The organism is Kistimonas ophiarachnellae (assembly GCF_057552235.1).
In genome coordinates, this window is record NZ_BAAJPA010000003.1 from 334,434 (window position 1) to 361,171 (window position 26,738).

Annotated in this window: 26 protein-coding genes; 12 read left to right on the forward strand and 14 right to left on the reverse strand. The window is 49.4% G+C overall.

Annotated elements, in window-relative coordinates; translation table 11 throughout:
* Window positions 1-215: 215 nt before the first annotated feature.
* On the reverse strand, window positions 216-902 hold the full coding sequence (locus AC27K1_RS05500) for a hypothetical protein (protein ID WP_487148911.1): 687 nt from the start codon (window positions 900-902) through the stop codon (window positions 216-218).
* 245 nt (window positions 903-1,147) lie between these two features.
* On the opposite strand from AC27K1_RS05500, the gene AC27K1_RS05505 reads away from it, so the two are divergent.
* The 5 genes from AC27K1_RS05505 to AC27K1_RS05525 all read left to right on the forward strand — a co-directional run bounded on the left by AC27K1_RS05505 (window position 1,148) and on the right by AC27K1_RS05525 (window position 6,628).
* Window positions 1,148-3,583, forward strand: a complete 2,436-nt coding sequence (locus AC27K1_RS05505; protein ID WP_487148912.1) for a heavy metal translocating P-type ATPase — start codon at window positions 1,148-1,150, stop codon at window positions 3,581-3,583.
* Window positions 3,584-3,865: 282 nt separating this feature from the next.
* Entirely contained in the window at window positions 3,866-4,369 is a 504-nt protein-coding gene (locus AC27K1_RS05510; RefSeq protein ID WP_487148914.1) for a hypothetical protein, read from the forward strand.
* A 464-nt stretch (window positions 4,370-4,833) separates the two neighbouring features.
* A complete protein-coding gene (locus AC27K1_RS05515) occupies window positions 4,834-5,628 on the forward strand; it encodes a hypothetical protein (RefSeq protein ID WP_487148916.1) in 795 nt (264 codons plus the stop codon).
* Window positions 5,629-5,769: 141 nt separating this feature from the next.
* Window positions 5,770-6,165 carry a Cu(I)-responsive transcriptional regulator gene (gene cueR, locus AC27K1_RS05520; protein WP_487148918.1) on the forward strand — a complete coding sequence of 132 codons (396 nt, stop codon included), beginning with the start codon at window positions 5,770-5,772 and terminating at the stop codon, window positions 6,163-6,165.
* A gap of 46 nt (window positions 6,166-6,211) precedes the next feature.
* Window positions 6,212-6,628 (forward strand): hypothetical protein, encoded by a 417-nt coding sequence (locus tag AC27K1_RS05525; RefSeq protein ID WP_487148919.1) that lies wholly within the window; start codon window positions 6,212-6,214, stop codon window positions 6,626-6,628.
* On the opposite strand, the gene AC27K1_RS05530 is transcribed toward AC27K1_RS05525, so the two are convergent.
* Complete coding sequence (locus AC27K1_RS05530) at window positions 6,593-7,468, reverse strand: LysR family transcriptional regulator (RefSeq protein ID WP_487148921.1); 876 nt, start codon at window positions 7,466-7,468, stop codon at window positions 6,593-6,595. The genes AC27K1_RS05525 and AC27K1_RS05530 overlap by 36 nt on opposite strands.
* 261 nt (window positions 7,469-7,729) lie before the next feature.
* Between AC27K1_RS05530 and AC27K1_RS05535 the strand changes: the two genes are divergently transcribed.
* From AC27K1_RS05535 to AC27K1_RS05545, 3 genes are all read left to right on the forward strand, one after another.
* Complete coding sequence (locus tag AC27K1_RS05535; RefSeq protein WP_487148922.1) at window positions 7,730-8,452, forward strand: SDR family oxidoreductase; 723 nt, start codon at window positions 7,730-7,732, stop codon at window positions 8,450-8,452.
* A gap of 214 nt (window positions 8,453-8,666) precedes the next feature.
* Window positions 8,667-8,831 (forward strand): hypothetical protein, encoded by a 165-nt coding sequence (locus AC27K1_RS05540; protein WP_487148923.1) that lies wholly within the window; start codon window positions 8,667-8,669, stop codon window positions 8,829-8,831.
* Window positions 8,832-8,941: 110 nt separating this feature from the next.
* Entirely contained in the window at window positions 8,942-9,220 is a 279-nt protein-coding gene (locus AC27K1_RS05545) for a hypothetical protein (protein ID WP_487148924.1), read from the forward strand.
* Between the two features lie 304 nt (window positions 9,221-9,524).
* On the opposite strand, the gene AC27K1_RS05550 is transcribed toward AC27K1_RS05545, so the two are convergent.
* Complete coding sequence (locus AC27K1_RS05550) at window positions 9,525-10,193, reverse strand: hypothetical protein (RefSeq protein WP_487148925.1); 669 nt, start codon at window positions 10,191-10,193, stop codon at window positions 9,525-9,527.
* A gap of 268 nt (window positions 10,194-10,461) precedes the next feature.
* The gene (gene nfsA / locus AC27K1_RS05555) at window positions 10,462-11,217 is read right to left on the reverse strand and encodes an oxygen-insensitive NADPH nitroreductase (RefSeq protein WP_487148926.1); all 756 of its coding nucleotides are present in this window, start codon (window positions 11,215-11,217) and stop codon (window positions 10,462-10,464) included.
* Window positions 11,218-11,435: 218 nt separating this feature from the next.
* Here nfsA and AC27K1_RS05560 point away from each other — a divergent pair, with 218 nt between their 5' ends.
* Both AC27K1_RS05560 and AC27K1_RS05565 read left to right on the forward strand, forming a co-directional pair.
* Entirely contained in the window at window positions 11,436-11,933 is a 498-nt protein-coding gene (locus AC27K1_RS05560) for a bacteriohemerythrin (RefSeq protein WP_487148928.1), read from the forward strand.
* A gap of 129 nt (window positions 11,934-12,062) precedes the next feature.
* Window positions 12,063-12,512 (forward strand): hypothetical protein, encoded by a 450-nt coding sequence (locus tag AC27K1_RS05565; RefSeq protein ID WP_487148929.1) that lies wholly within the window; start codon window positions 12,063-12,065, stop codon window positions 12,510-12,512.
* On the opposite strand, the gene AC27K1_RS05570 is transcribed toward AC27K1_RS05565, so the two are convergent.
* Window positions 12,509-13,570, reverse strand: a complete 1,062-nt coding sequence (locus AC27K1_RS05570) for a pyridoxal phosphate-dependent aminotransferase (protein WP_487148930.1) — start codon at window positions 13,568-13,570, stop codon at window positions 12,509-12,511. The two genes, AC27K1_RS05565 and AC27K1_RS05570, sit on opposite strands and share 4 nt — an antisense overlap.
* Window positions 13,571-13,701: 131 nt before the next feature.
* Complete coding sequence (locus AC27K1_RS05575; protein WP_487148931.1) at window positions 13,702-14,736, reverse strand: hypothetical protein; 1,035 nt, start codon at window positions 14,734-14,736, stop codon at window positions 13,702-13,704.
* 334 nt (window positions 14,737-15,070) lie between these two features.
* On the opposite strand from AC27K1_RS05575, the gene AC27K1_RS05580 reads away from it, so the two are divergent.
* On the forward strand, window positions 15,071-16,024 hold the full coding sequence (locus tag AC27K1_RS05580) for a bile acid:sodium symporter family protein (protein WP_487148933.1): 954 nt from the start codon (window positions 15,071-15,073) through the stop codon (window positions 16,022-16,024).
* Window positions 16,025-16,080: 56 nt separating this feature from the next.
* Here AC27K1_RS05580 and AC27K1_RS05585 read toward each other — a convergent pair whose 3' ends face one another.
* From AC27K1_RS05585 to AC27K1_RS05615, 7 genes are all read right to left on the reverse strand, one after another.
* Window positions 16,081-17,244, reverse strand: a complete 1,164-nt coding sequence (locus AC27K1_RS05585; RefSeq protein WP_487148934.1) for a trans-sulfuration enzyme family protein — start codon at window positions 17,242-17,244, stop codon at window positions 16,081-16,083.
* Window positions 17,241-18,224, reverse strand: coding sequence for a PLP-dependent cysteine synthase family protein (locus AC27K1_RS05590; RefSeq protein ID WP_487148935.1), 984 nt, complete (start codon window positions 18,222-18,224; stop codon window positions 17,241-17,243). Before AC27K1_RS05590 ends, AC27K1_RS05585 begins: the two co-directional genes overlap by 4 nt.
* 138 nt (window positions 18,225-18,362) lie before the next feature.
* Window positions 18,363-20,912, reverse strand: coding sequence for a hypothetical protein (locus AC27K1_RS05595; protein ID WP_487148936.1), 2,550 nt, complete (start codon window positions 20,910-20,912; stop codon window positions 18,363-18,365).
* 283 nt (window positions 20,913-21,195) lie between these two features.
* Window positions 21,196-22,050: a mechanosensitive ion channel family protein gene (locus tag AC27K1_RS05600; RefSeq protein WP_487148938.1), complete on the reverse strand. Its 855-nt coding sequence runs from the start codon at window positions 22,048-22,050 to the stop codon at window positions 21,196-21,198.
* 154 nt (window positions 22,051-22,204) lie between these two features.
* Window positions 22,205-23,146: a zinc ABC transporter substrate-binding protein gene (locus tag AC27K1_RS05605; protein ID WP_487148940.1), complete on the reverse strand. Its 942-nt coding sequence runs from the start codon at window positions 23,144-23,146 to the stop codon at window positions 22,205-22,207.
* Between the two features lie 160 nt (window positions 23,147-23,306).
* Window positions 23,307-24,527 (reverse strand): serine hydrolase domain-containing protein, encoded by a 1,221-nt coding sequence (locus AC27K1_RS05610; RefSeq protein ID WP_487148942.1) that lies wholly within the window; start codon window positions 24,525-24,527, stop codon window positions 23,307-23,309.
* 226 nt (window positions 24,528-24,753) lie between these two features.
* Window positions 24,754-25,491 carry an ankyrin repeat domain-containing protein gene (locus AC27K1_RS05615; protein ID WP_487148944.1) on the reverse strand — a complete coding sequence of 246 codons (738 nt, stop codon included), beginning with the start codon at window positions 25,489-25,491 and terminating at the stop codon, window positions 24,754-24,756.
* 474 nt (window positions 25,492-25,965) lie between these two features.
* Here AC27K1_RS05615 and AC27K1_RS05620 point away from each other — a divergent pair, with 474 nt between their 5' ends.
* Window positions 25,966-26,547 carry a class I SAM-dependent methyltransferase gene (locus tag AC27K1_RS05620; RefSeq protein ID WP_487148945.1) on the forward strand — a complete coding sequence of 194 codons (582 nt, stop codon included), beginning with the start codon at window positions 25,966-25,968 and terminating at the stop codon, window positions 26,545-26,547.
* Here AC27K1_RS05620 and AC27K1_RS05625 read toward each other — a convergent pair.
* Window positions 26,487-26,678, reverse strand: coding sequence for a PA3496 family putative envelope integrity protein (locus AC27K1_RS05625; RefSeq protein WP_487148947.1), 192 nt, complete (start codon window positions 26,676-26,678; stop codon window positions 26,487-26,489). The two genes, AC27K1_RS05620 and AC27K1_RS05625, sit on opposite strands and share 61 nt — an antisense overlap.
* Window positions 26,679-26,738: the final 60 nt, after the last annotated feature.

Here is a 26,738-nt window from a genome sequence, read left to right on the forward strand (position 1 = left end):
AAACTTTCGTCCAGATGAAAGAAATCTTTAATGCCGGGAAAGGCAGTGATAATTCCAGTGCATTGCTTCACTTTTCAGGATGGATCCTGACTGAAAGCGTCATGAAACTGGCAAGCAGGGGGCTTGGAGGGGGGACAGTTAATTACAGAAGTACAGGATGCCGTGGCAGAACGGATGACGAGGGTGGAAGCTCAGGGCTTCTATGGTGGAATATTCTAGCGCTTTTTTGTGACAGACGATCCCGCAGTATCCTGTTCTATCTGGTCTTGATGTGTATGGCTGGCGGTTTTGTACGAAGAACAATTTGATGATGTTTCATCCGTTATGTCCTGGTCGGTTGATTCGTCTTGGGCACTGTCATAGGGTTGGTCACGTTGGACACCACAGAAGTCATCAACGAATGTTTCTACGTCTTTGGTCGTGCTGAGTAGTGATTGCCCTTGATCCCAGGGGAGTCGTCCTCCAACACACAGGCCAACAAACAGGCCAATAACGGAGATCCCTGCACCAATCAGAACCCCGGCCGGGATCGCAAGGATAGATGTTGCAACCGCCATCTTTAATCCACTCTTTTTATAAGTCGATTTCAGAATCACACCACTCCCCACCATGAAACCCAGACCCAGCCCGGTCAACGAGTAAATAACCGCACAAACAGGGGTAGTTACAGTGGTGAGAAGAAGCTGAAATGGAAACAGGATAACTTTCAGTATTTTTCTGGCCGTCGAGAGTGGTTTTGGTGTGGGTGCCGAATCAGGGGTACCACTGGGTATTTGCCCCTGTGAGTGTTTTACGCTGGCTACTCTTTTGGATGAAAAAGAGGCATCTCCAGGGTTCAAAAGTGATGTTTGTCTTCTTAATTCGTGACTTGGGTTTCCATTGCCCACTGTTGGTGCTGCCATGCAGAAGTCCTCAGCCATTATTGATAGTTATGCCGCGTTATTTTTTCGGTTTTGTCACTGTATTAGACAATTGTCAGGAGAAAAGTTTCGAAAAATAGTCTTGATATGCGTTTTCGTTAGGTTGTGCCTTTATTTCCCTTTCTCTCCTCTATGTTGCCAATAGACCTTAAGGCAATCCCAACGCTTGACCTTCCAGTAAGGTGAAAGCTTATGCTTGGCAAAAATACATGTTTCAGGAGGCAACCATGCCTGACAATCATCAGCAGCTGGCTCTGACCGGGGTATCCTGTGCGGGCTGTGTTGGCAGAATTGAGAAAGCGCTGCAGGCTGTGCCAGGCGTTGAGGACGTGACCGTTAACCTGGCAGAAAGAACGGCACAGGTGACGGGCGGGGTGAGCGGCCCGGCACTGGTGTCTGCAGTGGAGTCGGCCGGTTATGGCGCGAGCCTTATCGCGGTTGAAGCCCACCAGATTGCTGTACCGGGTATGAGCTGTGCAGGCTGTGTCAGGAAAATTGAACAGGCTTTGGGCAATGTCACGGGTGTCCGGCGTGTGCTGACAAACCTGGGTGAGCGGGAGGTGACAGTCACCGGTAGTGTGGGTGTTGCGCCATTGCTGGCCAGTCTTTCGGCCATTGGTTATCCGGGAGAGGTGATCGATTCCGAAGAGCTGGCGCGTAAACAGCGGCAGGAACAGGAACAACAGCAATACCGCCATTTGCTCAGGCATATGGCCATTGCCCTGGGGCTGGCTATTCCACTCATGGTCTGGGGCATGGTCACCGGGGAAATGGGGGTGAATAACACGACCCAGCAATGGGGCTGGGGAATTGTCGGGGGTATTACCTTCCTGGTTTTATGGTTCTCCGGTGGTCACTTTTTCCGGGGCGCCTGGCAGGCATTGAAACACCGGACAGCCACCATGGATTCACTGGTTGCTTTGGGTACCGGTGCAGCCTGGTTTTACTCCATGCTGGTGGTGCTGTTTCCGGAATTACTGCCCGCCGCTGCCCGGCATGTTTACTTTGAAGCCAGTGCCATGATCATCGGTATGATCAACCTCGGGCAGGCCCTCGAAATTCGTGCCCGGGGAAAAACCTCGGCGGCGATCCAGAGGCTGTTGGGGTTGCAGGTCAAAACGGCACGGGTGGTCAGGGACAGTGGCGAGGTGGACATACCTGTTGAACAGGTACAGGTCGGGGACATTATTCGTGTGCGGCCCGGCGAGGCTATTGCGGTTGATGGTGTGGTCACCGAAGGAAACAGCCGGGTGGATGAGTCCATGTTGACCGGTGAACCGGTACCCGTCATGAAAGCCCCAGGCGATACGGTGTCAGCCGGTACCATGAACGGGAATGGCGCGCTCCTGTTCCGGGCGGAACATGTTGGCCGTGATACGGCGCTGGCCCGGATCATTGCCATGGTGCGCCATGCACAAAGCACCAAAATGCCGGTGGCGCGTCTGGCTGATCGCATCGCCTCTGTGTTTGTACCGGTTGTGATGGTCATTGCCTTGATTGCTGCCATGGTCTGGTATTTTGTGGGGCCTGAACCGGCGGTGGCCCATGCGCTTGTGGTGGCTGTTACCGTTCTGATTATTGCCTGCCCCTGTGCACTGGGTCTGGCGACACCCATGTCGGTGATGGTGGCAGTCGGTAAGGCGGCAGAATACGGCATGCTGGTGCGCAGCGGAGAGGCTTTGCAGAAAGCCAGCCGGCTGACGACAGTCGTGCTCGACAAGACCGGCACGATTACAGAAGGGCGCCCGAAGGTCACCATGGTCGTACCCCAGGCTTCGTTTACCGAATCACAGGTGCTCTCACTGGCTGCCGGACTGGAACAGGCGTCAGAGCATCCCCTGGCAGAGGCAATCGTAATGGCCGCCAGGGAAAAGGGGCTGCCAGTCGCGTCCTGTGAACAATTTGAAGCGGTCACGGGATCGGGTGTTAAAGGTGTTCTGGATAATCGCCCGGTCCTGTTGGGAAATGCCCGGTTGATGCAGGGGCATGGCGTTGATATTTCAGCCCTGTCTGATATTTCAGCGGATCTGGCAGCCAAAGCGCAGACACCCATGTACCTGGCGGTGGATAACCAGCTGGCAGGTATCGTCTCTGTAGCCGATCCGATTCGAGAGGACTCTGCCGCAGCGATCCAGCGACTGCATGCCCTGGGGATCAAAGTCATGATGCTGACGGGGGATAATCGCGTCACTGCCGACGCGGTAGCGCGGCAGGTCGGCATTGATGCTTTCCATGCTGAAGTGTTGCCGGAAGACAAGGAGGCAGATATCCGCCGTTTGCAGGAGCAGGGAGAGATCACGGCCATGACCGGGGATGGTATCAATGATGCACCTGCATTGGCCCGCGCGGATGTGGGAATGGCCATTGGGGCCGGCACTGATGTTGCTATTGAAGCCGCGGACATTACGTTGATGCGCTCATCGCTCCATAGTGTCGCGGATGCGGTCGAGCTGTCCCGGGCAACACTAAAGAATATAAAACAGAATCTTTTTGGTGCGTTTATTTATAACACGCTGGGAATACCGATTGCGGCAGGGGTTCTCTATCCGCTGACAGGCTTGTTGCTGAGTCCGGTAGTTGCAGGGACAGCCATGGCTTTTTCTTCCGTAACGGTGGTCAGCAATGCCAACCGTTTACGGTTATTCAAACCAGGGACTAAATAACAGAAAATCTGAGCCTGGGTGCAGCCTATATTAGGCTGTACCCTGTTTTTCTCGTGAAGTTTGCCTGTAAATATAATCGTTGGTTAGCTGTTTTCTCATTCTAATGCTGATTTAAGAATCATAGGGTTTGGATTTAAATATTCGCGTGTTTAAACCAAAGTCTAATGTCTTTTGTTTGTTGATTTATTTATATTGTTGTTGTGGAGAAAACTGCTTTGTTTTTGAAGATTGCAAGAGGTAGATGCAGACAATAAATAGCAGATTCATAGAGGAGAATATCCCATGAGGAATGTAGACAGAAAATTCACTACCCACGGTAGGAATCGTACGAATACCAAGCCTGATAAAACGAAACAAAAGAAGTCGTTTTTTCGACAAGGGAGAAAGGTTTCTAATCAGAGAGTAAATGATGCAGTTATGGCATCTATTGAGCCCACTAAGAAAACGTCAGATAAATCTTTATTTGAAAGATTTTGTATGCGTTGTGAGAATGGTGCGGATTGGATTCATATTGGTTTTCTGAATTTGGTAAGTATCGGTTATCGCATCTTCACAAAAGACCAAGATGCTATTAAAGAACTTGATCATGATATCACTAAGTTAAATAACAATATACTTGAACGGAAAGGTAAGGAAAAAATAATGAAGCCTGGTAGGCCTGTGGTTGAAAAAATGCAAAATGGCGACCTGGCTGAAGCAGGAAAAAACCTATGTGCTAATGCCAAAGATAAGGTAACCGGAGTGACAGAGGTAGTGACAGCTAAAATGGGAAATCTTATTGCTTGAAACTAAGGTAAAACTTAAAAAATCCCATCTTTGTATGGGATTTTTTTATTTCTGATGAATGTAATCATTTATATTTTAAGTGTCAGTGATTGGGATCAGTTTTGTGAGATATAGATGAAGGAAATAATTGTTGTTTTTTTAATCTATTCTTGTGATGTTTCAGGATAAATAATAATGATGTATGAGGTTCAAGAGTTTATTCAGTTGATTCAGGGGTTAGATAAAAATAGCGCTGGCCTCCTGATAGGTTTTATTGCTATTCCTTCTATTTTTTTATTGTTTTCGGGGTTATTTTTTTCAGGGAATACCACGCAGTCAATAAAATGCCGACATCACGGGTGGGAGCAGCGAGGAACGGTTATGTTGAGTTAATCGGTCGGCCTGAAAGATTTGAAAAAAAACGACATAAAGGTCCTCTGACCGATCAACCTTGTATTTGGTATTCCTACACGGTTGAGCGTTACATGAACGCCCGCTCAAGCGGGGAATCGAAGTCCAGGCCGCAATGGCGTACGATATTGTATGAAACCAGCCATCCATTTCTGTTATTGAGAGATCATACGGGTTTCTGTGTGATTAATACGGGTGATCAACCGCTTTTCAAAATTAAACATAGATTTACTGGCCGGAGTAAGGATGCGCCCAAAGGCAATACCCGCCCTGATATTTTGACAGGATTGAAACAACTGTTCTGGTCGAATGTGCCGTTTGTTCCAAGATACCGGTATACCGAAGAAATTATCCGGGAAGATGATGCTTTATATGCGTTAGGGCAGTTCAATTGTCTGGATGCCAGCGACTTGCCTTATGAGCCGGAGATGAAAGAAAAGCTGCTGGCCTATAAGGAACGATGGGAAAAGGCGACGGAAGAGGCTGTGGATGAAACAGGCAAAGCGCTACGTCGGCTGGATTTTGGCGGCGTGATTGATGGCGTTGTCAAAATGCAGATGGCACAGCAGGATCCCGAGATGCTGGATCAGTTTGACCATAATGATGACGGGATACTGGATGATAGCGATTTGCATGATCTTGAGAAACGCCTTGATCGTGCGGTGCTGAGCGAATATCGCCATAAGAACGGCCTTCGGCAATTGAACGTCATGGGTGACCCGAATAGCTGGAAACAGCCGTTTATTCTGTCGACGATACCCCAGGGCATGTTGATCCGTTCCTATCAGCTGCGCAGCTTTATCTGCCTGGGTGTTGCCGGTGTGCTTTTATCGATGGCACTGGCTGTATTGCTGATTCGCATGTTGTAGAGATCGGGCCGGTGTCTCACCCTGCCTGATGTATTTTTCATCGGTATCCAGTCGAATACTCCCTGAAACAGGGCGGCGATCGTATTCAAAGACGGCTATGGCCGTTAGAATGGCACAACAGGCCGTTACCCCGGACTACCCATGAATATCTCCCAGGCGGCACAGAAAACCGGGCTGACCAGCAAGACGATCCGTTATTACGAATCCATAGGACTGATTCAGCCAGCCATTCGGCAAGCGAATGGTTACCGGAATTATGGCGAAAAGCATCTGCGGGAATTGCGGTTTGTCGCCCATGCCCGGGATATGGGGTTTACCCTGGAGGAGTGTCGTGAACTGCTGGGGCTTTACCGTGACACGTCCCGCCGGAGTGCCGATGTCAAAGCCCTGACCCGGGAAAAGATCGATGACATCAACCATAGAATCCGTGCACTGGAAACCATGCGGGACAGCCTGATGGCCCTGTCTGACTGCTGCCACGGGGATGAACGGCCGGATTGTCCCATTCTGGATAACCTGGCCAGCCCCGACCAATAATCACAGACCTTTTGCCCTTTTACGTTACATAACAGGAGCATCTTCCATGCGCTGGCCCGGTATTTTGATGGTGTTGGCAATACTGACCGGTTGTGCCGGTAACGGGATCAGCGGTGCCTCGGTGCCTGCCACCCATGTGTATGCCGCCTCCTTGCCCAGCGCCTCGGGCTCCGGTCGCTTTGTCGAGCTGATGCTGTTTCCGGACAGTGACGCCCTGTTCGTGGAAGCCTACCTGGACCATCCCAAGGAGAAGGCGGTGCGTGCCGGTCACTGGGTACGTTCCGGCAGCTACATTGACCTGACCCTGGATCAGGGGGAAACCCTGTCTTTCCTCTGGCAGGGGCATTACCTGATCTATGAAGGCAGCGCTTACGGCTCGGCAGGGCTGACACTCGAAGCCTTGCGTCCGGCATCCAGCGGCCCCGGGTTAAACATCGGCCTGGGTGTCCACGGCGGTTTCTGAGCGATCCTGCTGATACCGGCCCAGTGTCGCAATCGCGGCACTCAGCGCCGGCTTGAGGCTTTTGCTGGCTGGATAACAAAGTCCGATGCGTCGGAACATCCTGGGGCCGACAAGCGGGCGTGTCACCAGTTCCCTGGCGGATTCCAGCACACCGGTCGGCAGGAAGGAGATGCCAAGGCCCGCCTGGGCCAGGTGCATGACCTGTGTCTTGCATTCCGCCTTGGCGACCAGGTTCACGCTCAGTCCGTTGCAGGCCAGCAGCCCCAGGGTTTGCTGATGGGCTTCACAGGGCGGACATTCCACAAAGCGGTATTGGTGCAGCTCGCGCGGCTCGATGGATTGCCGCTGGGCCAGCGGATGCTCAGGCCGCATGCACAGGACATAATCTTCCTCCCACAGCGGCAGGAATATCTCGTCTTCCCCTTTCTGACAGTCCAGCGTGATGCTGGCATCCGGCGCGCTGGCAGGATCGACCAGTTCCAGCAGTAACTCGGGGTTTTCATCCTGCAGCGTGGCCAACACCCGGGCCAGTGATAACTGGCTCAGGTCAGGATAAGTCGCCAACCGGCAGGGCAGTTGTTGTTTCCGTTGCTGGAACAGGCCCGGCAGACGGTCGGCGTCTGACAGCAGGCGCAGCGCCAGTGGATAGAGGTAGTGCGCTTCATCGGTCAGGTCCACACCTTTCTTGTGGCGCAGGAATAACGCTGTGCCCAACATTTCCTCCAGCGATTTGATGGCGCTGGAAATGGCTGGCTGGGAATGAAACAGGCGTCTGGCCGCAGCGGTAATGGACTTTTCTTCATACACCGCGACAAAGCAGCGCAACAGGCGAAGATCCATAGCTCTAACGAGGTGTCAGTGAATAAAGGCTGCATAGAATAGCGATTATAGGTTGGGCGTCTATAAGTGTTACGGTCAAAATGCTTGCTGACTGCCGCTTGATCGTTGTACCGACATCGTTGCAGACAGGTTATCCATAGGTCTGACTTATGGTAAGCCTCAGAAATGACAATTTTATCTTCCGGGGTTGAGTGCCTATAGTGCCGTCTGTTAATGCACGGCGTATGACGTGTGCAAACTCTTTATTGAATGGGCAGCACCATGACAAAACCACTGGTAGTGATCACCGGCGCCAGTTCCGGTATCGGCGAAGCAACCGCACGTAAACTCTCGGCAGAAGGCTATTCGCTGTTACTGCTGGCGCGCAGAATTGAGCGACTGGAAAGTCTTGAACTGCCTGACACCCTGTGTCGCCAGGTGGATGTCACGGACCGGGAAAGCTTCCGCCAGGCACTGGAAGAAGCCCAGGCCAAGTTTGGTCCGGTGGACTGCCTGGTCAACAATGCGGGTGTGATGCTGCTGGGCAATGCGGATACCCAGGACCCGGTAGAATGGCAGCGCATGTTTGATGTGAACGTGCTTGGTCTTTTGAATGGTATCCACCTGGTGCTGGCGGGCATGCGGGAGCGCAAGTCCGGCACTGTGATCAACATCAGCTCCATTGCGGGCCGTAAGACATTCCCCAATCATGCGGCTTACTGCGGCACCAAGTTTGCCGTACACGCGATGGGCGAAAATATCCGGGAAGAAGTGGCTGACGACAATGTTCGTGTGATCACCATTGCGCCCGGTGCGGTGGAAACCGAACTGCTCGGTCATACCACCAGTGATGACATCAAGGCGGGCTATGAATCCTGGAAAGACAGCATCGGCGGCGCTATTGCACCGGAAGATATTGCAGGTGCTATCAGCTATGCCTATAACCAACCACAAAACGTGTGTGTGCGTGAGGTTGTTATTGCAGCAACCCGTCAGCAGCCTTGATGATTGAGACGTCGTTTTAATCTATTGAAATGCTTCAAATAACCGCCCGGAGATTCGGGCGGTTATGCCATTTGTCCTCAGTAATGATCGACCTCTGCCGATATCACTGTTTCGCTTGAAAATGATGGGGTTATCCAGTCACGGGAACTTTGACTGACGTACAACTGTCATATAACCAGCGAATGATTGTAATCAGGTACCATGAGGTTAAGTAATGAAAAGAAAAGATACGAAACACGTTGAACAGGACGACAGTTCAAAGCAGGACAAAAAGAACGCCCATTTCTTCTCTTTCAGCGGCTTGAGAAGACGTGCAGCCAGCAAGCCGGAAAACGGTGATGATTCTTCCCGGGAATCGTCAAATATCCGTACCGCCTGACCCCCGTTTCCCACTCCAATTCAGTCATCGGCTGCCGATAAAACAAGACAGGTCTTTGTCTTCCTGATGTGTCTGGTTGGCGTCTCAGGGTATCGGTAGGTCGGTGTAACATGGAAATACTGCGTAAGTGCCCCTGCTGTCAGTCTGAAGCCGAGTTTGTGGATGTTCCGGTATCCGGCAGCCTGTTATGGCAGATAACCTGTCGTCGCTGTGGATTATCCACCGAGCTTGATGATGACCGCATGCTTTGTCTCAAGCAATGGAACCGCCGGGAACGGGAGGATCACATGAAAATGGTGGTGCTCAGCCTCACCATCGGCAGTGCGTTCCTCACGGTCATCGGATTTGTGGTCGGTATGTTGCTGGGCCTGGATAGCGGTTTTTCCTGATAATGCTCTCAATGCACCATTGCGGACACTCTGAAACTGACCGGGTTACCGCGATTCCCCAGCCCCTGTAGCAACGCATTGCCTGACACCTTTGTCAGGCGAACGAAAAGACCAGTCTATTCACATTGAAAACATCAGGACGAAGAGGCTTATCGATCCGGTATGCCGCGTGTTACTGGAAGCCTCACAAGACAGCTGGGGAATCGTGGTAACCAGGTACTTTCATGAATGAGTGAGAACGGGTTTTGTTGCGGTAGTGGGAATATCCGGTGAATGCTGAACCAGGCGATAGTTTCAACATTCATTATTCAGAAACTTTCACGTAATGCCCGCAACAATTTTTTATTTCATTCCTGTATATCCATTTCTTTGCAATCAGCTTTTTATCAGCGGACTCTTTATGCTCCATTGCATGTAATGCTTCATCAAGGTTTGGTACCACTTTGTTTCTGAAAATATCTTTCATGGATAATTGATACAGGGCTATTTTTTCGGAATAAGCCATGGATTTCAGGGGAACATCATTCACCAGGTGGCTCACTTCTTCGGCTAATTTTTCTGAAGGATTGATGCCAAGTACAAAGGAAAAATAGATGGTTTTTGTGAAGTGGCGGCCATTTTTTTCTTCCTCGTAATGGCTATGGTAAGAATGGTGGCCCATAGAGGTATCGATAATAATAACTTTGGTTCGTTTTCCTGTATCTGTATGTGAGCGATGAATTTGTTCAGATTCTTTATATAGCCGATATTGCTGCGTATGGGTGTTATAAACAAAAGCGAGTTCATCAAATCCAACCGTATAACTGTAACGGGTGAGTTTACCGCTATAGGGCAGTTGCTCACCTTCTTTCCATTTTTTATAGACAATCTCTTTGCTGTTTATATAAAGATGCAATGCAATGCAAACAGCAATGATTATGGCGGTGATTATCGCTAATGTTTGAATCAGAAATTTCTTTGAGGAATTAATCATTCAATAATCCTGTTCAATTGTTTAGGATTGTATTTTTTAGGGTAGACATTTATAGGCGGGGCGGGGTTTTTTCCTGAAACTAAACGATAATTAATTAATGTTTTTTTGTTTGTAGTCAAAAATATTCGGGTTGCCTCTTGAATCCAATCCTTTCAGCGTAAAAAAAACGGGGGAAATTGACAGATAGTCGAATATATCGATCGAATGAAATGGCATCCCGTTATTTGTAAGGGATGCACTGTGGCAGGAGGTTAGTCGGCATACCGGACTATTTCATTTTAAACCCCTGTTCTTCCAGGAAAGCCCGCATATGAGGGCGGGTTTTCTCAGACATCAGGCCACTGACCTGCTCACTCCAGCTGATCGTTTTGTTGCCGCCGGTTCGGGTCTGGTAATAGTCGCGAATGGTGTCGTCATAGGCTTCCAGAGTCCCGGGATCATCATCGGACCAGACGTCCTCTTTTAAAATAACGTCAGCAGACAGGCGGGGTTTTATTTCAGGATTCTGATCCGGATATCCCAGGCAGAGACCGAAGACAGGGTAGACCTGTTGCGGCAGTTGCAGCAGGTCGCAGACCTCGCGTGGGTTATTGCGAATACCGCCGATGTAACAGGCGCCCAGTCCCATGGCCTCGGCGGCGATGACGCAGTTCTGGGCCATCAGGGCGACATCGACGGTCGCGATGATAAAGGGTTCAGTCATGCCTGCCGGCATCGTCATATTGTGCCGTCCACAACATTGCTCTGCCCGGCGGAGATCGGCACAGAACACCAGGAATTCGGCGGCAGACGCCACATAGGGCTGACCACCGGAAAGGGTCACCAGTTGTTCTCTGGCTTCTGGATTACGTACGCGAATGACACTGCGGGCCTGAACGAAGCTCGAGGTGGCAGCGGCCTGTCCCGCCTGAATAATTCTCTGGAGTTGTTGTTCTGTCATCGGCTGGTCTGTGAACTTCCGGATGGAGCGGTGATTGCCCAACAGCTTCAACAGGCTGGCCTCGGTAGCGGGATCGTGTTGCATAGGGTCTCCGTTATCCAGTTGTCGTAAGTTCGCGTGTGATCGCGGCATATTATGGCATGTTTGTGGGGTCTTTCTCTGAATATTGATCTGGGTCAATGTTTGTCCGGCGGGTTTGTCTCTAAAGTACCGGTTACTTGCCAATAAACACAACACACCGAATGGTCGCCTGGCCACAGGCCTTTAAAAGCGACACATTTGGCATAATAGCGAGGTTTGTCATGGAAAACGCCGTTGCAGACGGTCATCGGACAGAGAATAAAAGCGGCAATGTGCTGATACCCTGGAATGACTCTCTCAGCGTTGGTATCCAGGAGATTGATGAACAGCACAAGGTGCTGGTGGATCTGCTCAACGAGCTGCACAGTGCTATTACCGGGCATCATGGCAGTGAAGCCGCCATTGGTATTCTTGATCGGCTGGTGGAATATACCAGAATCCATTTTTCCGTCGAAGAAAGCCTGATGCGGGTGCTGGATTACCCCGGCTATGAAGAACACAAGCAACACCATGAGCAACTGATCGAACAGGTGTATGAACTCCGGGGCAAAGTCGGTAACGGCAAACATATCAGCTTCGAATTACTTCATTTCCTGAAATCCTGGCTGACCCGCCATATCCTGGAAGATGACCGGGATTATGTACCGTTTTTCCTGTCCCGAGGCGTCAAAGCCAGTTACGAGAAGCGTTCCTGGCTCGACCGGATTTTTCATCGCTAACCGCTGTATCCCCGCAGGCGTGATTGAGAATGGTTATAACCGCCTGTCACTGCGCTGATTATACTTCCCAGAAGGTGTGCCGGTTCAGGACGAAACCGGCGTTGTCTGCGTGCAGTAACAGGGATTGTTATGGTGATCACACATGCCGGCAGTGGTCAGGCGCCTATTCTGGACCATGCTTTCAGGCTCTCTTCGAACGATGAACCCTTCTCTATCCGCGACCACTTCAGAGGCCATGTCATCCTGATGACGCTGCTGGAACCTGAGACTATTCAGGAACAGCTGGAAACCCTGGAAAAAATGTTCCTGCAGTATCGCCTGCGTCATTTCACCGTGCTGGGTTTCCATCCGGAAACGGTTCCGGCGGCTACAGCGGTTTCGTTTCCATTGCTGAAGCTGCCCACCGGGAGTGATCATGAACACTTTCAGACGATCACCGGCCTGGCTGGTCCTGCCGGCATGTCAGTCTGCCTGGTGAACCGTCGTGGCCATCAGGCGGCAGTGTTTCCGGATGATCCGGTACCCGGTAACAACAAACTGATGCAAAAGCTGGAAATGCTGCTGGCCGAACACCGTTAAGGCGTGGGGATTATCTCATCCAGTACCCGGATGAGGTGCTCCGTCTGTTCCCGGTTACCCAGTGTGATACGCAAGCCCATACGGCCCTGCCGGTCGGCTTTCGGGCGTACGAGAATGTTATGTGCCTGCAGGTGACGGTTAACCTTGTCGGGCTCCACCGGAAACGTCCAGAGGTAGTTGGCAGCGCTGGGCCAGAAATCAACCTGCTTATCCACAAGAAATGCTTCAAACAACGGTTTTGAGACGGTCATGACTTCCCTGACGTAGTTTTCCGTGTATTCAGGATGCGCCAGCGCCGCCGTTGCAGCGACAACGGCAAACTGGTTGACGTCGTAAGGTCCCCGGACATTGAGCAGGGCATTGATGTTTTCAGGAGAACTGATCACATAACCCAGTCGGATAGACGGTAACCCCCAGGTTTTTGAAAATGTACGGGTGACCAGCAGGTTGGGATAGTCATTGACCAGGTCACTGACCGTGCTTCGGGTATATTCGAAGTAACATTCATCAACCAGAATAGCGGCTTCAGGTGCTGCTTTGGCGATCTTGATGATGGTCTCACGACTCACATCAGTGCCGGATGGATTGTTCGGGTTGGCAATCACAATCAGCCGTGTGGCGGGCGTGATGGCATCCATTACGGCCCGGGCGGGAAATCCTTCCCCACGAGTGTATTGCGGCTCAATAATGTTGAGGTTTTCCACTTTTGCGCACTGGTAATACATCGCAAACGACGGGCCGGGAATAATAGCTTCATCCCCCTCACGGCAGCTGGCGCGGATGATCAGGTCGATGCCCTGGTCGGAACCGTTGGTGATCATGACCTGGTTGCTGTGAATACCGTTGTACTCGGCAATACGATTGGTCAGGTCACCATAATTAGGGTACATCTGCAGCCGGTCATTGTTGAGGTAATCCAGCAGTGCCTGGCGAACCTGCGGGCTGACGGGCAGGGTGCGTTCATTGAAATCCAGCAGTAAATGCTGCCCCGGATCACGGCCTTCCAGCGGAGGGGCATAGGCGCTCATGGCGGCAATATGGGATTTGAAAACACTCATGGTCTGCACCGCTTTGTTGTCTTGATCTGGGTGGCCAACAGGCGGAGCCAGTATACGCAGAGTGTTTTCTTATGTCATCGCATGCCGGTTCAGTGGTACATGGCAGTCACTCACAATAAAACGGGCAGAGATTAATCATCATCTGTTTTATTTCTTTCTCTTAGTGTGTTTTCCAACTCGTTCATTAACCTGTCACGATTATCTTCTAGCTTTTTGTTGCGTGCGGCTATATGTTCTGCGGAATTAGGTGTTGTTTTCTTCAATTTGCGTTTGTCGAATGTTGTAACTCCTCTTCTTATACCCTCATGAATTTGCTCTGGTGTTTGGGGGGGCGGCGGCGCTGGTGGAACTAAGGGTGGCAGTTCTTCGGCGGCGGTAGTGAATGAATCGCTATCATCATTGTCAGTGGTTTCGTTCTCTAACAGCTGATCCTGCAACTGTTGTCTTGTTTTTAATTGTTCAAGTACGGGGGCAAATTTCGTTCTGAATTCTTTAGGTGGCCGTCCTTGAACATTTATTTGGGATTCACTTTCAGTTTCTGAAGAGGGTGAGGGCCATGCGAATGTCCGTTGCACCAGCGGTCTCAGAATTTTCAGGCTCTCTTTCAGACTTTCTTCTTCGTCTTTATCTTTATAGCGACTTAGCAATAACTGATGTAATTGATTAACTTTGTTCTTTATGGTTTCCATGTAATCGATGTCTTCCCCATCGCCGGACTCAGTGACATCATCCTTCTGGTCTGGGAGTGCGGCCTTAATTTCATCTAACAGGCTTAAATACTCATCGTCGCTCAGACCCTCATCCCGTTGTGGATAAAGTGTCTTGCCGTGAATCTCAACCAGGGTGATAGATAGGGGTTCTTCATTTTTTTTCAATCTTTCAATGTCATCTCGTAATGAATAAATCCATAATTTTCTTGCATAATCGGGGATTTCTTCCTTGAGTTTTTCGATTTGTGTTTCTTCGCTTTCACTGGTACTGGTGATAGATTCAGGCGTAGTCACTGTCCGGCTTCTGCCTGAAGGAAGAGCCTCTCCATCAGGTATCCGCCTTTCAGTGGGATTCACTGCTTGAGCAGAAGCTTCCTGTTCGTCTTTTTTGTCCTGCCGGGAGACAGACGAGATAGATGAGCTGCCTGAAACATTCCCTGAGCTTGATAATCCCATAAAGCCTCCTTCGAAATTACCTTTAAGTTTAGCGTCTGCGCCTGAAGAATCAGATGCCTGAAATTTAAAGTGAATCTTATTAATCTATTGATCTAAAGATATGTGATCTTTTTAAGTGTTTTTTCAGTGATTCTTGTTTTTACACTCTATTACGAACCACGTTCAGGTTAAATGAGTGATTTGTCCCGATATGACTAATTGTTATTAAAACTAACAGAGTAGAGGTTTTTGTTAGAATTAATGCCATAGTTTATGGCCATTTTGGCGTCATGAATCCGTAGTGATGATATATCATCCATCACTTATGGCTTATTAGGGCGATGGAGAAAGAATCATGCTGAATCGTTATTACAGCTTTTGGGTTCTCCTGTTTGCACTGGCGGCATGGTTATGGCCATCACCCTGGTTAGGGATACAACCTTATTTTGTCTGGCTTTTGGCCGCGATCATGTTCCTGATGGGCATGACCCTCTGCTGGCAGGATTTCCGCGATATTCTCAGGCATCCCGGTGCTGTCTGCCTGGGGGTTACACTGCAATTTCTGCTGATGCCGGTGTTAGCCTTCCTGATCAGTCAGGCGTTCGGGTTCCCGCCAGAATGGCTGCTTGGCATGATGCTGGTGGGCACGGCGCCGGGTGGGACAGCGTCCAATGCCCTCACTTACCTGGCGAGAGGCAATGTGGCGCTTTCCATTAGCATGACGCTGGTTTCTACAACGCTGGCAGTGTTTATGATGCCCCTGCTAACCGGTTGGTATCTGTCAACGGTGATTGAGGTTGATCGACTGGGTATGTTGTTCAGTATTGCCCAGATTGTCGTGATACCTGTGGTGCTTGGACTACTGGTTGTCCATGTGCTGGGTGAGTCTCGCATCAATCGTGTCCGGCAGTGGCTGCCTGATCTGGCTTTGCTGTTTATTATTGTTGCCATTGCGTCATTGGTTGCCATCAACGCCGGAAGTTTGCACCGGTTGACCGGGCTGCTGGTTGTCGGGGTGTTGATCCATAATGTGGCAGGTTTGGTCGCCGGTTATTTACTGGCGCTGGCCTGTCGACAGTCCCGGACCAATGCTCGCACCATCGCCATAGAAGTCGGTACCCAGAACACAGGATTGGCCATGGCGCTGGCGCTCAAGCATTTCTCTGCACTGGCGGCCTTGCCGGGCGTTCTGTTCTCAATCAGCCAGAATCTTTTTGGGGTGGCCGCGGCGAAATGGTGGCGTTGTCAGGCTGAGGAAGAAACGCAGGTCAGGGATAAAAAAACTGTAAAATCACTGACGGCTGGATAATGGACACATCTTGTGTGAACAGGTGATCGTAAGATACCTGCTCACATCATGGGGCATCAGGCGGCAAGCAGGGCTGTATCGAGATCCGTTTTCAGGTCTTCAATATCCTCAATGCCCACAGAGAGCCGGACCAGGTTGTCATGAATGCCAATCGTTTGCCGGGTTTCCGGTGGGATGCTGGCATGTGTCATTATTGCCGGTTGTTCCGCCAGGCTTTCCACACCGCCAAGGCTTTCGGCCAGGGTAAATAACTTTAATCGCGAGAAGAAGCGGGCGGTTTCCTGCATGCCACCCTTGATCCGGATGGATACCACGCCACTGAAACCTGTCATTTGTCGTTTAGCCAAGGCGTGTTGTGGATGCGTGTCCAGTCCGGGATAAATCACGTTTTCAATCTGCCGGTGCTGTGTGAGCCACTCAGCCAGTTTCTGGGCATTTTCATTGTGGGCGCACATGCGTAATGCCAGTGTTTTAATACCGCGCAGGGTCAGGTAACTGTCAAACGGACCGGCCACACTGCCAATGGCATTTTGCAGGAATGTCAGGCTGTCACTCAGGTGGGTGTTGTTCCCGACAATCACCGCGCCGCCCACGGTATCCGAATGGCCATTCAGGTATTTGGTGGTGGAATGCAGGACGATATCGGCACCGAGTGATAACGGTTGCTGATTGAAGGGGGTGGCGAAGGTGTTATCCACAACCACCAGAATATCCCGTGCTTTCGCCAGCGAGCAGATGGCTTGAATATCCACCAGTTTCAGTAGTGGGTTCGTGGGGGTTTCAATCCAGATCATCCGGGTGTTGGCCTGTATCGCCTGCTGACAAGCCTCAGGTTCAGACATATCGATAAAACTGAAGGCCAACCCTGCACTGCGTCGACGCACCTGGTCAAACAGACGGAAGGTTCCGCCATACAGATCGTTCATGGCAATGATGTGGTCACCATGGCTCAGCAGTTCCAGCACCGTTGCGATAGCGGCCAAACCTGAGGCAAATGCGAAACCATGCTGGCCGCCTTCCAGGCTTGCTAATAAACGTTCACAGGCAAACCGGGTCGGGTTCTGACTTCGGGAATATTCAAAGCCGGTATGATGGCCCGGCGCCTGCTGGGCGTAGGTGGATGCAGTGACGATGGCAGGCATCACGGCGCCTGTTACCGGGTCATTCTCCTGCCCGCCGTGAATGGTGCGGGTGGCGAAGTGCATGGGTTGGCTGGTCATAGTGTTTCGCTGTCTCCGGCAAGGTGGTGCTGTTCAAGCCAGTCGGCATTGAACGCCTTGGAGAGGTAACGATAGCCCGTATCACAGGCAAGGGTGACAACGGTTTTGGGTTGCGTTTGTTGTCGGCAATACCGCAATGCTGCAGCCAGGAGAACGCCGGTTGATGTACCCGCCAGAATCAGCTCATGACTGAACAGTGCACGGGTGTGCTTAAAAGCATCCTGATCAGTGATGCTGAAGGCATGATCGACCAAGGAGAGATCGCAGTTATCCGGCACAAAGTCTTCACCGATGCCTTCTACGAGCCAACTGCCAGCTTCCGTACCGGATTCTCCGTTCACCTTGGGAGCGAGTAGCGACCCTTCCGGGTCGGCCAGTACGATATCTATCTCCGGGTTGTGTTCTTTCAGGTAACGCCCCGCGCCGGTCAGGGTTCCGCCGGTGCCCACGCCGCAGACGAAAGCATCAATTTGCCCTCCGGTTTGTTGCCAGAGTTCTGGGCCGGTTGTCCGGTAATGGGCGTCAATATTGGCGGTATTGGCGAACTGGTTAGTGTAAAAAAGGTTTTTCTCCCGGCTTATGGTTTCGGCAAAATCCAGATAGTAATCAGGGTGCCCCCGACTCACATCCGATCGGGTGATAACAACGTGAACGCCCATGATGTTCAACAGGTCAATTTTTTCCCGACTCATTTTGTCAGGCACGACCGTGGTAAGGGGATACCCTTTCATTCGGGCTATAGCCGCCAGGCTGATACCTGTATTGCCTGCGGTTGCTTCAATAATGCCCTGCCCGTGACGCAACTGACCGCTGCGCTCTGCAGCATTGATGATACTCAGGGCGGTTCTGTCTTTAATGGAGCCGTTGGGGTTGTTGCACTCGAGTTTTATATAGAGGTCACAGTAGCCCGTATCAAAATGCTGAAGTTTAACAAGAGGCGTATTGCCGATCAGACTTAACAAGGAATGGCCAGTCAGCATAAAAAGAAACCACAAGGTTAGTTTACTGATTGCATTCTGGCAGACGCATTGGCAATGCTCAGTAATAATTTGGCTTATCGATAGAGTTTATTTTAATAAACCCATGGGGCTAAAGAAGATGTATATCAAAGTATGCATTTAGTCTGAATCTTTTTTTGTTAATTTGACTTTGGGTTTATGTTGAAAATATGAAGGTAACCTTCTCAGTTTTCTCCACCATTTAATAGTGTCAGCGACATGCGTACATTCTCTTCCTATATAAGGTTTATTCATGTCTCTAAAATAATTTCCGGATGAGCTATAAACGTCAGCAATGAGAGAAATAGCAGGATTTTTGTAGCTTTTCCGATAGTAGCATGCTGATAACATCTCATCCTTAAGAAATAACACAGGATCTATGTTTTTTTCACGTGGCTGACCTGACAATTCACTGACAGCACAAGCTAATGCCTTACCAAAGTAATCGTACGCTTTAGCTCTCTCTTTCATCGTATGGGCACGTGATTTGTAGGCCCATCCTAATCGCCAATACAGTCTGCCCCGTTGAATAACAGTCAGTTGTGACTTTTCTAATGCATCGTTAATCAAGCTGACTATAGATTCCAAGGGTGAATCATCTGCCATTTGTTGCCTTATGCTACGACAAACATCACGGTAACTGGGAGTTGGTATTGACCTTTTTTTTCTGGCTGATTTTCTGGCAGGTTTATCATGCCTGCTTTTTTTGCTTTCCGGGACAGTGGCTTGAGAGGCTTTGGATAAGGCTTTTGAGAATTTGCCGGTGTCTGTTGCAGAGGATGTTTGCGCATGACCGGGCATCAGGTGTTCTGCTTCCCAGCTTGTAGTAGATAATGGTTTTGTTGTAGCTGGCGCTTGTATAGCGGTATGACCTTCTGTTGATTGCTCTTCCGGATGTTCCACAAAGTGGGGCAGTTTACCCCGTTCTGTGGTCTCTGTTTCAAGGGTTGTTTTCTCAAGGGCGTGCAAAAGCTGTTCTTCTGCCACACCTGTAGACGCTGCTTCTGCCGCAAATGGTGTTTGCACAGCGGGCTTATCTTCAGGTGAGGGTTGTTCCTGATGTTTCGCAGACTCCTCCATTTCATCAAAATCAGTCGTATTGATGAGTTGAGCTTCCATGTCCTCAATATCATATTCGACCATCGCGAGCTCATAATACATCTGCTTTTGTTCGTATTCTTCTCCGAGTATCTGTAGTTGAATCAGGGCTTCAAAAAATCGACTGGTATGAATCAATACATCTTTATACAGGGCTCTTATGTATAAAGGTAAATTCCCTCCGGTTTCTTTTATTATACGGTCACAATAAGTTGTTAAATCTGCCCATTTCTTGTTATCTAGCATGTATTTAATGTGGATGTAGTCGACCATGGATGAGCGTAGCTCGGGATCATGTTCATATACACCTTCAAGATCGCCGGATGGTTTGCTATTCCACTGATACTGACGACAGCCCTTAAAAAATCTCGACCTTATTGTTTGTTGTTTTTCTCCAGCAACTTGCATTTGTTCCTTGATTATTTCTACCAGTCTTAAATATTGAGACTCATCTTCCTTTGATAACACATATAAAAATATGGGGTGGCAGACTCTGATATAATTTGTCAGAAGTTTTCGACTATTCATATGTGTATAAAAAAGTATATTAGGTTCTTCACTACCAGACAGGAAATTAATATAGGGATATATGGGATTACGGAAATGATTTAACAGATGTGTTGTTTTCCGCGTATAAGGAGCTAATATGCTGGGTTCCCACTTTTCCAGTTCTATATCTTTTTGTCGAGAATCTAATTTTAGTATTTTTTTAATTCTTTTAATGTGTTCTACCATGTTAATAATGAAAAATTCTATATCTGATGTTGTTCTCTGGTCAGACTTTTCTTTTAATCGTTGCTTCTTTGAATGTACATCCTTGATAATTCGATCAATTAAGGCGATTGCCCGTGGTGGATTCGCAGTAAATAAATCATTTTCAGTATTAAGGTTATATACAATACCTGCAAGTAGCGCACAATCATTATGAGAGCGAATCGCTACCTCCAGATGATAAATCATTTCTTCCTGAAGTGTCAGTGCTCGTTCTGTACTACCACTTGTTTGAAATTCTTGTGGCGACGCTTGTTCTTCGGTTTTGGTATGTTTTATTGATAGGATATGGAATTTTGAATAGTGCAGTATGCCAGTAATTGAATCTGAATAAATTGTTTTTTTCTTTGTTGAATCTATTGCTCTTAAGGCAAAGTCTACATGGTCTTCAGCAGTCTTTATTTTGTCGCATATGATGTAACAAGGGATGATTCTAGATAGCCACTTGATATAAGATTGAAAAGGCATCCTATAACTCTGTGTTATTGGCAATGGTTGGTTTAGTTTTACTGTTACCGGTTCTGTCAGAACTTCAAATTCTATGATCATGCTGTCAGCTTGATCTTTAGTAACTATAGGTTTGTCTTCTTCGACTGCGGCAGTTAGTTGTCTTTTGGTTAGCGGAATGGAGCCCTGCGTTCGTCTTTGTAATGGTTGTTGAGGAGTTTGAGAACTCAGTAATGTGCCAGTAACCGCAGTTGTTGCTTGCGTTACAGGGGGGGATTGTGAGGAATCACCCTGTTCCCTCCTTCTAGCACTTACACCTTGGCTGGTTTGTACGGATGCTTTACTTGGTTCCATCAATTTATTCCTTGTTTGAAATTCTTTAATTGTATTGATTATCTGTGTCTTTTTAATAACACCTTAGATAGGTTTGCTTGCAGTATTAGTGATACTTTGATGTTTGGTGAGTGTTTTCTTTATATCGTTTTTCAGTAATTCTTATATGTTGATAAATTAATCGAAAGCCTGAAATAATTAATGTTACATTTTTTACAGGTTGAATGCCTGACATTTAATGGTCAGGAACAATAAAGTAAGGATGATGGCGATTGGTGAGTAACACCATCATCCTGCAATCCGATTAGGAAATTTCTGGTGCTTTTTCGCTGAGTATCCGCACTTCCCTTTGCGGAAATGGAATCACAATACCGGCTTCTTGCAGGGCCTTGTAGAGTGCAAGATTCGTCTGGTATTTTACCCGGTAATACTGTTGTGTGGGTGCCCAGTATCGGATTCCCAGTTCGATGGCACTATCACCAAAGGCATCAATACCAATTTGTATGCCCTGTTTTTGGTCAATATCAGGCTGGGTTGCTGCGGCTTTTTCGAGCACTGCAATCGCCTGCTCGGGGTCGGCCTGATAACTGATGCCTATTTTCGCCTCAACCAGCATGTTACCAAATGAATTGTGCAGCACTTCTCCCAGGATGTGTTTGTTGGGAATGCTGATTTCTTCGCCTTCTTCATTGGTCAGCGTGGTCTTGCCCAGGCTGATGGATTTCACCTGGCCGGTCACACCGAGTACGGAGATGGTATTCGTGACCACAAAGGGACGGGTAACAATGATGGTGACACCGGCCGCGTAGTTAGACAGCATCCCCTGCAACGCGAGTCCGGCGCCGAGAGAAACAGCACCGATGGCTGCCACCAGGGGCGTGACGCTGATGCCCAGCTTACCCAGGGCAATAATACCGATCAGAATAATAATCAGAATACGTACGGCGCTGGCCACAAAGGTCGCCAGGGTAATATCGATATTGTGTTTCTTGAACAACACCATCAGCAGGCGCGAGACTTTGCTGGCCACCCAGAGCCCGATACAGAAAATGATCAGGGCGCCAACGAGTTGGAAGCTGTACTTCACCAGGAATTCGGTGATCAGCGTATAAACGTTCTGAAGCTGTTGCAGCTCCTGTTCCAGACCGGTTTGATTCATGACCTGATTCCCCGACATTTAATTGCCATCGGATGAGCGGAAATCCACCGCCAGGGGATGGCTTGTGATTTATATGAACACGGTCGAATAGTATCCGGATCGGCGGGGAGTACAAGCCGATTTGTCCCGGCACAGATGGCCGGGACGGGATGGGTTAATCAGCCAGGCAGGTGGTAATGGTACTGCCAATCTGGCGAAGGTAGGCGGGATAGCCGTTCGCCGACAACGGAATATCACCCGCCATGGGATCAAGCACAGCATCTCCCACATCCAGACCATCTGTCAGACGGTTGATATAGGCGGGCTTGAACTGGGGTTCACGGAAGATGCAGGTATGGCCGGCGTTCTTGAGAGAATCCTTCAATTTCATCAGGTGGCGTGCACCCGGTTGGCGATCCGGACTCAGTGCAAAGACATCTTTAACAGTCAGGCGATAGTGGTCAGCAAAGTAGCCCCAGGCATCATGGAAGACAAAGAAACCGTGCTGACGGACGGTGGCCAGGCTTTCGCTGTTGGCAAGATCAGTGGCTTTCACCTGATCAATAAAGACCGCCAGGTTTTCACGGTAACGGGCGGCATTCTGGGGATCAACCGCTACCAGGGCATCAGTCATGGCCTTACCCATGGCAATGGCATTACCCGGTGACAGCCAAACGTGGGAATCGATAGAGCCGTGGAGGTCATGATCATCGTGATGGTCGTGGTGATGCTCTTCTCCGCTCCATTCTCTCAGGTGCATTCCTGGTGCATCCATCAACGAGACAACGCGTTGTCCGGTGTTGTTTTCTGCTACCTGTCCCAGCGGTTTTTTCAGGAAGGTTTCTAGCTCTGGACCCAGCCAGAAAATGACCGGTGTATCAGACAGCCGGCGAATGTCCGAAGGTTTCATGCTGTAGCTGTGAGGAGAGACTCCCGGATCCAGCAGAACATCGGGCTCACTGATGCCGTCGGTAATGGCTGCAGCAATCAGTTGAATGGGCTTGATACTGGTGATGACGCTCACCGGTGGTGTTTGATTCACAGCCGCAGTCGCCAATGCTGGCAGGGTGGTGGGAATCAGACAGAAAAGCAACAGCAGGGCACGGAATGACGGCATAAAAGGATACTTCGCGAATCGTCAGGAATAATGGCTGGAATGTTATGTTATAACATTTGCCGTGTTGGGAAAACGACTCCAGATAAAACCAGGTATAACAGGAAGGAAAGTAAGGACTACTTTGACAATGCTTTATGTGTCAGAGCAGCCCTCAGGCCTTTTACTTCAGGTTGCGAGCAATATGCCGGAATACGGCAATACTCTCAGTCTCCATCGCTTCTGAGGAGTTATTGTAGTCGCTGTAGGCGGATGACTTGGCGATAACCACCCGATGCTTGGGGTTAACGTAAATAAACTGGCCATAGATGCCTACTGCCAGATAGTCCCCTTCATCGGTTGTCTTTTCTGGCAGCCACCACTGGTAGGCATAACCAAAGCGTGAACCGGAAGCTGGGTTTTCGCCGGGCATTAAGTGAGGTGCGTCAGGTGTCACCGATGCTTTAATCCAGCTTTCTGGCAACAATTGCTCGCCTTGCCAGTTCTTGCCCTTGTTCAGGTACAACTGCCCGAAACGGGCATAATCGCGCAGTGTGCTGTTGAGGCCGCCGAAGGCCAGCTCGACGCCATCGTCATCTGTCAGCCAGTAGACATCAGACTCTGCACCCAGTCGTGACCAGAGTTTCTCTTCCATATAGTCGGAAAGGTTCTGACCGGTAGCCCGCATGATCACCATGGCGACCACCTGGGTATCCATGCTGACGTAATGGTTGTAGGTACCGGGTTCACGGGCATTTTTCAGGGAGATAACAAAGTCATCAATACTGATGCCCAGCGCCATGGTACGACCCATGCGGTTGATGTCGGAATGGAAGTCGCCGTAATCCTCATTGAACCCGACACCTGACGACATCTGCAGGACATCCTTGAGGCGTACATTGTTATAGCCACTGTCTTTCAGCTCTGGCACATAAGCAGTGACCGGATCTTCCACATTTTTGATCGCGCCATCGTGCAGGGCAAATCCGGTCAGCGCTGATACGAAAGATTTGGCGACCGACCAGGAGATCGTTCGGCTGTTCTCATCATTGCCACGATAGTATTCCTGGAAAACCATCTGGCCGTCTTTCAGAACAATCATTCCCGTGGTTTCGGTGCGATCCAGCCAGTCTTCCAGGTCTCGTTGTTCGTTATTCCACTGATAACGTTCGGGCAGCGGCTGAGGCTGTTCAGGCAAGGTATAAACGTCACCTGAGCGAGGCACATCCCGTGAGGCGAAGATAGTGCCCATGTTCCTGAAGTTGTGCTGGATTACCTCCGGATCAAACAGCGTCAGCACATGATAGAAACGGTTGATTTCCGTATGGAAGCGAATACTGGCCGCGATAGCCGTCAGGCAAATCACCAGCAGGATCAGGGTAAGCGCACGTTTCATGATCGTCATTATTGTTTTTCTTTCGCTCGTTGATGTTGCCGGATGACAGGATCATCAGGCTGCCTGACATAGTAGCAAAGAGCTGGTCATGAGTGACACTTTCCTTTGTACATCATGGTGCGCAATGATGGCGAGCGCCCTGCAATAGCGCTTGCCATACCTGACGCATGTCGTTATTAAGCCGGTAATGGTTGAACCCGGAGCCGCATATTGCCGGTATGAAGCCGGGGGCTTATCAGGGTATTGTTTTTTTCTTTGCTGTTGTTTTATCTGAGATGAATTTTTCCAGTATTCGCACAGTTTCCCGAAACCGAATATCCCTCGTTTGCTGATGCATATCTTTGGCTATCATGAGAGGTGTTTTGGGAATGTTGTCGAAGGCATCACACGTAAGGGAGAAATCTGTCTGGTGGTGCAGTAACAATTTTACCACTTCAACGTGACCGTTCCGTGAGGCGATGAAAAGGGGGGTAGCACCATCATCCATCATGCTGACATTGACTTCGGCTCCGGCAAGGATCAAAAGGTTTACCACTTCCTGGTGACCATTCTGTGAGGCGGCGAAAAGCGCCGTAGCATCATCCTTCATTCTGGTATTTACACAGGCTCCGGCTTGGAGCAGATATTCTACCGCCTGGGCGCGACCGTAGAATGAGGCCCAGAATAATGGTGTATATCCCCGGAGGTCTAACTCATTTGGGTTAGCATCGTTATTGAGCAGGTATCTTACCACTTCAGGGGTATTACACGTGGGAGCGATGGAAATCAACCTGACCATGCGCCCTGTTCTACGTGAACGGAATTCATTCCTTACTATTGATGGATCCTTTGATAACTCTGCTTTCAGGCTGGGCAGATCTCCTTCACGGCAGGCTCTAAGGGCAGGTTCTTCAAGGGCAAGTATGTTTCTGTGTTGGTCTAAATCATCATTTAAGATGAATGTTCCGTATTTTGTGTACCTGGTGGCTTCCATGGCATCAACTCCATTGTGATAAATTTCTGCCGTCCGGTTAGAAATTTCGCGCTCAAATTTGCGCAACAAAGGTTAAGCGATTGCGGCGATATGCAGGTATTTTAAAACGTGTTTTGATAGCCAATGTTGCTTTTTCTAACATTCCCGGTTGCATTTTGACCAGGAATTACCTTGAGATAACTGATTTTTCTTTAACCGGACAGTTAGTGGTGATAAATCGTTAACGCATCAAAAATTCATTAAGGTCATCAATAGACGGTTTGTTTTTCAGTTAGTTCCGTATCCAGTGAAGTTTATGGCGGTGTCGTGAATTTCGCTGGATCATTTGTACGAAACCATCTGTCTAATCAAGGTACGTTCTGAAAGCGGCCTGTTGACGCCATCACTTAACGGGTGGTTCTGATATTAACCGGGACATTCATCCGATCCTGATGTCCGCCGATGTTATCCACAGGATGCATTCTGGAATGAGCGATGGCGGGTTTCGAAATCACAGCACTGGTTTGCCTGTTTCTGGTGGTCGCGCTGATTGTCGGCTTCACCCTGAAAAATGGTATTGGCCCCACACCTTCCTGCCGTCGTACGACAGACGCTCTGGATAACCTGTTACCCGAGGCAATCGATGGTGTGATTATGGAGTTCGGTTGTGGCTGGGGTGGGATAGCGCTGTATCTGGCCAGGAAGTATCCGAAAAATTCGATTATCGCCTGGGAGAATTCACCGGTTCCATGGTTTGTCGCTTACCTGAGAAAGGTGTTAAGCGGACAGGAGAACCTGAGTGTCCGCTATGGGGATTTTCGCAGCGCCTCTCTGGATCGATGCGGGCTTATCTACTGCTATCTCTGCACAGGGCAGATGCTACGTATCAAAGATTTTTTGCTGTCTGCATCAGTTAACCAACCGTATCAGCTCGTCAGCAGTACATTCTCCGTTCCCGGCTGGACGCCAGAGTCCGAATACCCTTTAGGTGACTGGTATGGGAGTCGGTTGTGGGTTTATATGTTGTCCCACCAACCATCATCGCTTAACGCCTTGAGTCGTTTTTCTTCGAAATGATCTTCTATGGCGCGACGGATATAGAGTGAACGTTCGGATGCTTTTTCCGGCAGAGGATCGTTAGTCTTGTCCTTATCCTGTATCAATGGACGTATTATCTCTTCCGTGGTACTGGTGCGTGGTTCAGTCATTGTGCCACTCCCTTTCTTGTTATTACTTGTTATGCGAATGGTGACCGGAGTCTGTTGCCG